The organism is Methylophaga sp. UBA1464 (genome assembly GCF_002325665.1).
Classification (GTDB): domain Bacteria; phylum Pseudomonadota; class Gammaproteobacteria; order Nitrosococcales; family Methylophagaceae; genus Methylophaga.
This window is the reverse complement of sequence record NZ_DCSO01000089.1, coordinates 13,087-20,767: the sequence shown is the minus strand read 5'-3', so window position 1 is coordinate 20,767 and position 7,681 is coordinate 13,087. Positions and strand designations below refer to the sequence as shown.

Here is a 7,681-nt window from a genome sequence, read left to right as displayed (position 1 = left end):
TTAGTCTTTCAGGTCGGTGCCAGTGGATCGACAAATAACCAGGTTGTATTGGAGACCGTTAATATTACCGGTATCGGTGGATACTCGTTGGATTTAACGGCAACCGGTACAATCGACGTCAGTAATGCAGCTAACGCCTCTGCGGCACTCTCTGGTCTGTCATTGGATATTGATGCGGTCAACCAAACCCGTGCAACTTATGGTGCTTTGCAAAATCGATTTGAGGCAGTGATCTCCAATCTGCAGAATTATGCCGAGAATCTGACAGCGGCACGAAGTCGGATCGAAGATGCAGATTTTGCCGCCGAAACGGCAAGATTGACCCGGGCGCAGATCCTGCAGCAGGCAGGCACGTCAATATTGGCTCAGGCTAACAGTCTGCCTCAGAGTGCACTCACCTTACTACAGGGTTAAAAATGAGGTCTTCAAAGTTACCGGAAAGACTGGCTTTTATCGCTTTCCGGTTTTTTTGAAAAAAAGATTAAAGAAAAATAACCGCAGGACGCTAAACATTTCGGAGGCGGTAAATACTGGGATTTCCACAGTCTGTCCGCCATGTTTAGTGGGGCAAAAAGCCCTTTAAAGCCTAGGAGAATTCTCATGGCGGTTATTGTAAACTCGAATCTGGCATCCTTAAATGCTCAGCGTAATCTTGAATCTTCACAAAGCAGTCTGAATCAGTCACTGCAACGTTTATCATCTGGCCTGCGTATTAACAGCGCAAAAGATGACGCGGCTGGTCTCTTCATTGCTGAACAGCTGACTCGTGATATCCGTGGTACCAACCAGGCCGTTCGTAATGCATCAGACGGTATCTCTCTTGGTCAGACTGCCGAGGGCGCACTGGGTGAAATCGGTAACAACCTGCAACGTATCCGTGAACTGGCGGTACAATCTGCTAACGCTACGACTGGAAACCGTACTGGTATCCAGGCTGAGGTTGATCAGCTGACCCAAGAAATCTCACGTATTATCCAGACTACTGAATTCGCTGGTAATGGCTTGTTGAGTGCTGTGAATTCACTGACTTTCCAAGTTGGTGCCAGTGGTGCGGCATCAAACCAATTGTCAATTTCAACAGTAAGTATGACAGGTATTGCCGGTTACTCTGCAGACTTGGCTGCAACAGGTACCATTGACGTCAGCACAGCAGGTGCGGCTTCTGGTGCACTTGCCAACCTGAGTACTGCACTGGATACCGTTAACCAGTCACGTGCAACTTATGGTGCGCTGCAAAATCGTTTTGAAGCGGTTATTTCCAATCTGCAGAACTATGCCGAAAACTTGACGGCTGCACGTAGCCGAATTCAAGATGCCGACTTCGCTGCAGAAACTGCGAATCTGACTCGTGCACAGATCTTGCAGCAGGCGGGCGTATCAATCCTGGCGCAGGCGAACACCCTGCCTCAGACAGCACTTTCATTGCTCGGATAAGTTACCGGGGGCTTTCCCGGCAAATATAGCCGGGAAACGCTTACCCGATACTCTTGGAGGATGAAGGGATGACTACAAACGATTTCACAGTTAAAAATGATTCGTTGTCATTACCAATTTCTGGCAATATTCAGCAGGGCAGTAATGTTCCTGCTGAAGTTGTTTCAGGGGTTGCAACTATACAACGGGTTAATGTCGTTGCAGAGCCAAATGCACTTTCAAGGCAATTGGAAGCAACTGATGAGCAATTAGCAGCGATTCAGGATCGCGTTGTTGCGCTGAATAGCTACATGCAAAATCTGAATCGTTCTTTACAATTTTCAGTAGATGACCAAAGTGGTGAAACTGTTATCAGAGTCATTGATTCAGAAACAGATGAACTTATCAGACAGATTCCTGCTGAAGAATTACTGGTAGTTCGTAGCTCTCTGGAAGAGTATCGTNNGAAGTGGCGATACGGTTATTAAAGTGATTGATTCTGAAACGGATGAATTAATCAGACAAATACCCGCTGAAGAGTTATTAGTCGTTCGTAGCTCTTTGGAAGAATATCGCGGCATGTTGCTGGAAATGAGAGTTTGATTGGCGTGTAATTTGCTTAAAATTACACACTAATCGGGAGCATTATCATGGCTACAATACAAGCACCAGGCATAGGGTCTGGCCTAGATGTAAACGACATTGTGACTAAGTTGATGGAGATTGAGCGCCAGCCAATCACCAATTTAACGAGTAAAAAATCTCAGGTTAATGCCCAGATAAGTGCGTATGGCTCGCTAAAAAGCAAAGTTGCTGATTTTCAGTCGGCAATGGCGAATCTTAATTCACCACAGAAATTTCAAGTCTATCAGGCCACAAGTGGAAGTGAATCTGTTTTCACCAGCTGGGTTTCCAGTGGTGCTGTTGCGGGAAACTACAATATTGAAGTGGTGAGTCTGGCTGAAAGGGACAAAATTGCCACCAAAGCCTATACCGATTCCAACACCGTTGTAGGAGAAGGCACACTGAATATCAGTATCGGAGCGGATAGTTTCGAACTGACTATTGATGGAACCAATAACACGCTTGCCGGCATCCGGGATGCCATTAATAACGCGACCGACAACACCGGTGTTTCGGCGACTATTGTGACTGGTGATGAAGGTGCTCGTTTAGTTCTGTCTTCAAAAGAAACCGGACTCGATAATGCGTTACGGATAAGTGTGACAGATAGTGACGGTAATAATACCGATGAAACGGGTTTATCGGCTTTAGCCTATAACCCGGAAGGTGGCGTAGAGTTCCGTGCGCCAATCTCGTCAGCACAAAATGCCCTGGTCAGGATTGATGGCTTTGATGTCAGCAGTAATACCAATACGATTACCGGTGCTATTGATGGTGTCACTATCAATGCCGCATCTGTAGGCTCTTCGACTTTAAGCGTGACAAGAGATGACGAGCAAATTCTCGAATCTGTTGAAGCCTTTGCTTCTGCTTTTAATGCGTTACGCTCAGAAATCAATAAACAGCGCAATGGTCAACTGGAAGCAGACAGTACGTTGTTGTCCCTGGAACGGCAAATATTTGATGTATTAAATGCTGGTACCGCCATTGATGGATCATCCTTTAGTTATTTGATTGAAGCAGGTGTATCTATTAATAAACAAGGTGTGATGGAGGTTGATTCGGATCGTATCACTGAAATCATGAACACCGATTTTGAATCGTTTAGCAATTTATTTGCTTCAGAAAATGGTGGTTTTGCTGCAAAACTGTCGAATTTGGCCGATGGCTGGTTAGCCAATGATGGCTTGATTGATTCCCGTGAAGATGGTTTGAATACACAAGTTAAAAGTATTGATGAGCAGATTTTGCGAATGGAAGATCGAATGATTTCCGTTGAGGCAAGAATTAGAGCACAATTTACGGCATTGGATACATTAGTCAGCAGCTTAAATAATACGTCGAGCTTTTTGACGCAACAGTTAGCGTCATTGAATAATCGTAATAATTAACACAGAGCGAACTTGGGATGATGCAAAACATGATCAATAAAAAAGCGCTGGATGGTTATGGTCGAGGCGCAGTCGAGTCAGAGGTGAACTTTGCTTCTCCGCATCGTATTATTCAGATGTTAATGGAAGGCGCATTATCAAAAATCGCCACGGCCAAAGGTTGCATTGCTCGTAACGATATTGCAGAGAAAAGTCGTCAGATTACCTGGGGAATGAATATTATCCAGGGATTACGAACCAGCCTTGATGCGCAAAAAGGTGGTGAAGTCGCGGCGAACCTTGATTCACTTTATGAATATATGGGACGGCGTTTGCTGGAAGCTAATGTGACCAACGATGTCGCCATTCTGGATGAAGTCAGTAGCTTGCTGATGGAAGTCAAAGCAGGATGGGATAATATTCCCGCCGAGTTTCATTAATCTGCTATGTCAAATTCAGACGATAAAATTGAAATGTTGCAACAGGCTTTGCAACTCACTCAGAACATGCTGAACCTGGCTAAACAAAAAAACTGGGAAGCACTTGATCCTATCGAAAAAAAAAGACAACTTTTGCTAGATGCACTCTTCCCCTTAGCCGATAGCTCTGTTGAAATCAAAAAGGTGGCAACAGATTTACAAAAGCTCATAGACACCAATAATGAGCTTATTGCGCATTGCCAAAAAGGGAAACAGTCTCTTCAGCTGCAAATGCGTGACGCAAAATTCACCCAAAAAGCCGTAACTGCTTATCAATCCAATTAGTTAGCGTACTTAATTCTGATAAAGTTCCCAAATTTAGTGTCATTTTTTTGACAACTAACCGTAAAGTGCTTAACTTGATTTCACAAATCCTTGTAGTGATACCGTCAGGTACGGAGTGAGCTTGTCTTCAGGAGCAGTTATGAATGCGTGTAATATCTTGGTGATAGATATTGACCCCCAACGCCGAGAAACGCTTTCCACGCTTATTGCGTTTTTGAATTGCCACGCAGTGGTGGTGAAGGACATGGAAAGTTGGTTTGATAGCATTGATGATTTAAATGATATTGCGTTGGCGCTGGTTGGTGATTGTGGAGGGGGCAGCCAGACCAAACAATTACTTCGTGAACTGGTCAATCATGAAGCAAGAGTTCCGGTTTTCACGCTTGATTATCCTCAAAATGTTACTGGCGAATTCCCCGGTACCATCGGCGCATTGCATTATCCTGTTAAGTATCCTCAGTTAAGTAATGCCTTACAGCAAGCTTCGGTTTATAAAAATCAGGCTCAAAATACAGTTGAAACCGAACCATTGTTTCGCTCCTTGGTTGGAAACAGTGTAAAAATGAAGCGGGTTCAGAAAATGATTCAGCAGGTGTCAGACTCTGAAGCAAATGTATTGATTCTGGGGGAATCCGGGACGGGTAAGGAAGTGGTTGCCCGCAATTTACATTACTTTTCTTCCCGTCGGGAAAAACCTTTTGTGCCAGTAAACTGTGGCGCGATCCCCGGTGAGCTTCTTGAAAGTGAACTGTTCGGACATGAAAAAGGCGCTTTTACTGGTGCGATAACGGCCCGAAAAGGACGTTTTGAAATGGCCGAAGGTGGCACCCTGTTTCTTGATGAAATTGGGGATATGCCATTACCCATGCAGGTCAAGCTGTTGCGGGTATTACAGGAAAGAACGTTTGAACGGGTTGGTAGTAATAAAACGCAAAAAGCCAATGTCAGAGTCATTGCGGCAACTCACCGGAATTTAGAAACCCATATTGATGATGGTCGTTTCCGAGAGGACTTGTTTTATCGTTTAAACGTCTTTCCGATTGATATGCCAGCGTTACGTGAACGACCAGAAGATATCCCATTACTGATTCATGAGCTGACCCAGCGCATAGAACATGAAAACCGTGGGGCTGTGAGATTTACCCCGGCGGCAATCGCTTCGTTATGTCGTTACAGCTGGCCCGGAAATGTTCGAGAGCTTGCTAATGTGGTGGAAAGGCTGGTGATTTTATATCCCTATGGCACAGTTGATTTTGATGATCTGCCAGAAAAATATCAAATTGACGGCGAACCTCTGACGGAAGTTGTTACCGCGGCTATTTCTGCTCGGCCTGAAACATCAGCTGCACTAAATGTGGTTGTCAAAGAGAATGCAGCCAGTGATTCTGTTGCACCATTAAATGGAGCAAGTCATTCCGATAATGGGGCAATTAAAATGGAGGTGCTTCCGGAAGACGGATTGGATTTAAGGGAGCATCTGGCCAATTTGGAATATCTGCTTATCAAACAAGCATTGGATGAAGCGGCCGGGGTTGTTGCCCATGCAGCCAGCAGGCTCAAAATGCGCCGAACAACATTAGTGGAGAAGATGCGCAAATATGGTATTCAACGTGATGTTGAAATCACCTGATATAGGTGCCTGAATTTTGACTCCGAAATAAAATAATTAAATATAAGTCATTGATATTTAATAGTTAAAAAACAGGGCATGTATTTTGCAGAAACACTATCGGAAACCCTTTAGTGGAGCAAAATAGATGAACCTGAAATGGCCTGAATCCTCTTCCCAGAGTGAACGCCCTGCAACCAAGTCAACACACTCAACGAAACGGCCCATGGCTGCTATCGCTGAAAATCATCCTGTTTGGACACCACCAGTAAGTCATAAAAAAACATCAGCTTCAGAGAGCCGTATTGCGGATCGTCTCAGTAGCTTGTTAGCAGTCATTCCCGGTGGTGTAGTGGTGATTGACGGTACGGGTTTGGTTCAGGACTGTAATCAGGTGGCTATTAATCTGCTTGGCGAACCATTAACTGGTCAACGTTGGATTGATGTCATCAAACGGGCTTTTAAACCACGTGAGGATGATGGGCATGATGTCTCGCTGGCTGATGGCCGTCTGGTGCATATTTCTACCAGTCCATTAGATAAAGAACCGGGACAAATTATCCTGCTTCAGGAGGTCACAGAAACGCGTCAACTGCAGCGTAAAGTGGCACATTTGCAGCGTTTGTCTGCAATGGGTGAAATGGCAGCACGCCTGGCCCATCAAATCCGCACCCCTTTATCCTCCGCCACATTGTATCTTGCACCGCTACTCAAGCCCGAAACTGAAAAAACGACGCAACTGAAATTTGCCCGCCGTTTACATGACAGTTTGAGCCATATGGAACAGCTGGTTCGCAATATGCTGGCATTCTCGCGTGGCGATATGAATAGTACGGCACCGGTCAGTGTGAGTGAATTAGTCGATGAACTGGTTCAGCAGTTTATCGCGCAGCCCGAAAGTGAATCCTTGAATGTACAGGTGAGTAATCTGGTCAACGATGGCTATGTATATGGCAGTCAGCCGGCATTGGTCAGTGCATTGAACAACTTACTGAATAATGCACGTCAGGCCTGTGGTGAGGAAGGAAAAATTACAATTCACGCCGAGTATGCTGAAGAAGATCAGCAGCAGTTTATTGAAATCAGTATTGAAGATAATGGTGACGGAATCGCAGAGGCTGATTATGAGAAGATTCTGCAACCCTTTTATACCACGCGTTCAGCAGGAACCGGTCTGGGCTTGGCAGTTGTGCAATCGGTTGCCCGGGCACATAAAGGTATGTTGTGGCTGGATAGTGAGCCAGGCGTTGGCAGTACATTTTGTCTTCGACTGCCAGTTTACCGTCCTATGAATACCCCCCAGGAAACAATGCAAACAGGAGTGAAATCATGACGCAGTCAATGATTATGGTGGTTGAAGATGATGCAAATTTACGTATTGCTTTATGCGATACGCTGGAACTTGCAGGCTATCAGGTCACGGCGACTGACCACGGCCAGAAAGCTTTGGATAAGCTGGCAAATGAACCCATAGGATTGTTACTCAGTGATTTGCAGATGCAACCAATGGATGGACATACCCTGTTGAAAAAAGCCCGCGCCATGCTGCCTTCTCTGCCAGTGGTGCTGATGACCGCTTATGGTTCAGTACAAAGTGCCGTAGAAGCCATGCATGAAGGTGCCTGTGATTATCTGATGAAACCATTTGAAGCCGATGATTTGCTGCAACGCGTACAGCGTTATGTACGCACATTGCCAGCCAGTGATGATATGGTGGCTGCCGCTAAATCCTCTGTGGATTTACAATCGTTGGCAAGACGCGTGGCTGAAACCGATGCCACGGTGTTAATCAATGGCGAGAGCGGTACCGGTAAAGAAGTTCTGGCACGCTTTATCCATCGCCACTCACCTCGTAAAGACGGACCCTTTGTGGCGATTAACTGTGCTGCGATCCCTGAATC

At 45.4% G+C, this 7,681-nt stretch carries 10 protein-coding genes; all 10 read left to right on the top strand.

Features of this window, described 5'->3' with window-relative positions:
* Positions 1-414: flagellin (locus B3O33_RS11615; RefSeq protein WP_292363637.1), on the top strand; the 414-nt coding region annotated here is incomplete at its 5' end.
* A 186-nt stretch (positions 415-600) separates the two neighbouring features.
* The gene (locus B3O33_RS11610) at positions 601-1,434 is read left to right on the top strand and encodes a flagellin (RefSeq protein WP_292360313.1); all 834 of its coding nucleotides are present in this window, start codon (positions 601-603) and stop codon (positions 1,432-1,434) included.
* A gap of 68 nt (positions 1,435-1,502) precedes the next feature.
* Entirely contained in the window at positions 1,503-1,901 is a 399-nt protein-coding gene (locus B3O33_RS11605) for a flagellar protein FlaG (RefSeq protein ID WP_292363635.1), read from the top strand.
* Between the two features lies 1 nt (position 1,902).
* Positions 1,903-2,016 carry a flagellar protein FlaG gene (locus B3O33_RS11600; RefSeq protein WP_292363634.1) on the top strand — a complete coding sequence of 38 codons (114 nt, stop codon included), beginning with the start codon at positions 1,903-1,905 and terminating at the stop codon, positions 2,014-2,016.
* Positions 2,017-2,063: 47 nt separating this feature from the next.
* Positions 2,064-3,428 (top strand): flagellar filament capping protein FliD, encoded by a 1,365-nt coding sequence (fliD, locus tag B3O33_RS11595; protein ID WP_292363633.1) that lies wholly within the window; start codon positions 2,064-2,066, stop codon positions 3,426-3,428.
* 17 nt (positions 3,429-3,445) lie between these two features.
* The gene (gene fliS / locus B3O33_RS11590; RefSeq protein ID WP_292363631.1) at positions 3,446-3,847 is read left to right on the top strand and encodes a flagellar export chaperone FliS; all 402 of its coding nucleotides are present in this window, start codon (positions 3,446-3,448) and stop codon (positions 3,845-3,847) included.
* A gap of 33 nt (positions 3,848-3,880) precedes the next feature.
* Complete coding sequence (locus tag B3O33_RS11585; RefSeq protein ID WP_292360307.1) at positions 3,881-4,171, top strand: flagellar protein FliT; 291 nt, start codon at positions 3,881-3,883, stop codon at positions 4,169-4,171.
* Between the two features lie 139 nt (positions 4,172-4,310).
* On the top strand, positions 4,311-5,801 hold the full coding sequence (locus tag B3O33_RS11580; protein WP_292360305.1) for a sigma-54 dependent transcriptional regulator: 1,491 nt from the start codon (positions 4,311-4,313) through the stop codon (positions 5,799-5,801).
* Between the two features lie 205 nt (positions 5,802-6,006).
* Positions 6,007-7,113 carry a sensor histidine kinase gene (locus B3O33_RS11575; protein WP_292363630.1) on the top strand — a complete coding sequence of 369 codons (1,107 nt, stop codon included), beginning with the start codon at positions 6,007-6,009 and terminating at the stop codon, positions 7,111-7,113.
* A partial coding sequence (locus B3O33_RS11570) for a sigma-54-dependent transcriptional regulator (RefSeq protein ID WP_292363628.1) occupies positions 7,110-7,681 on the top strand: 572 nt, incomplete at its 3' end. The genes B3O33_RS11575 and B3O33_RS11570, both read left to right, overlap by 4 nt.

Excerpts from the sequence above, each read along its gene's own strand:
- B3O33_RS11610 (WP_292360313.1), top strand. The coding sequence starts at position 601 with ATGGCGGTTATTGTAAACTCGAATCTGGCATCCTTAAATGCTCAGCGT.
- fliD (WP_292363633.1), top strand. The coding sequence starts at position 2,064 with ATGGCTACAATACAAGCACCAGGCATAGGGTCTGGCCTAGATGTAAAC.
- fliS (WP_292363631.1), top strand. The coding sequence starts at position 3,446 with ATGATGCAAAACATGATCAATAAAAAAGCGCTGGATGGTTATGGTCGA.
- B3O33_RS11585 (WP_292360307.1), top strand. The coding sequence starts at position 3,881 with ATGTTGCAACAGGCTTTGCAACTCACTCAGAACATGCTGAACCTGGCT.
- B3O33_RS11580 (WP_292360305.1), top strand. The coding sequence starts at position 4,311 with ATGAATGCGTGTAATATCTTGGTGATAGATATTGACCCCCAACGCCGA.
- B3O33_RS11575 (WP_292363630.1), top strand. The coding sequence starts at position 6,007 with ATGGCTGCTATCGCTGAAAATCATCCTGTTTGGACACCACCAGTAAGT.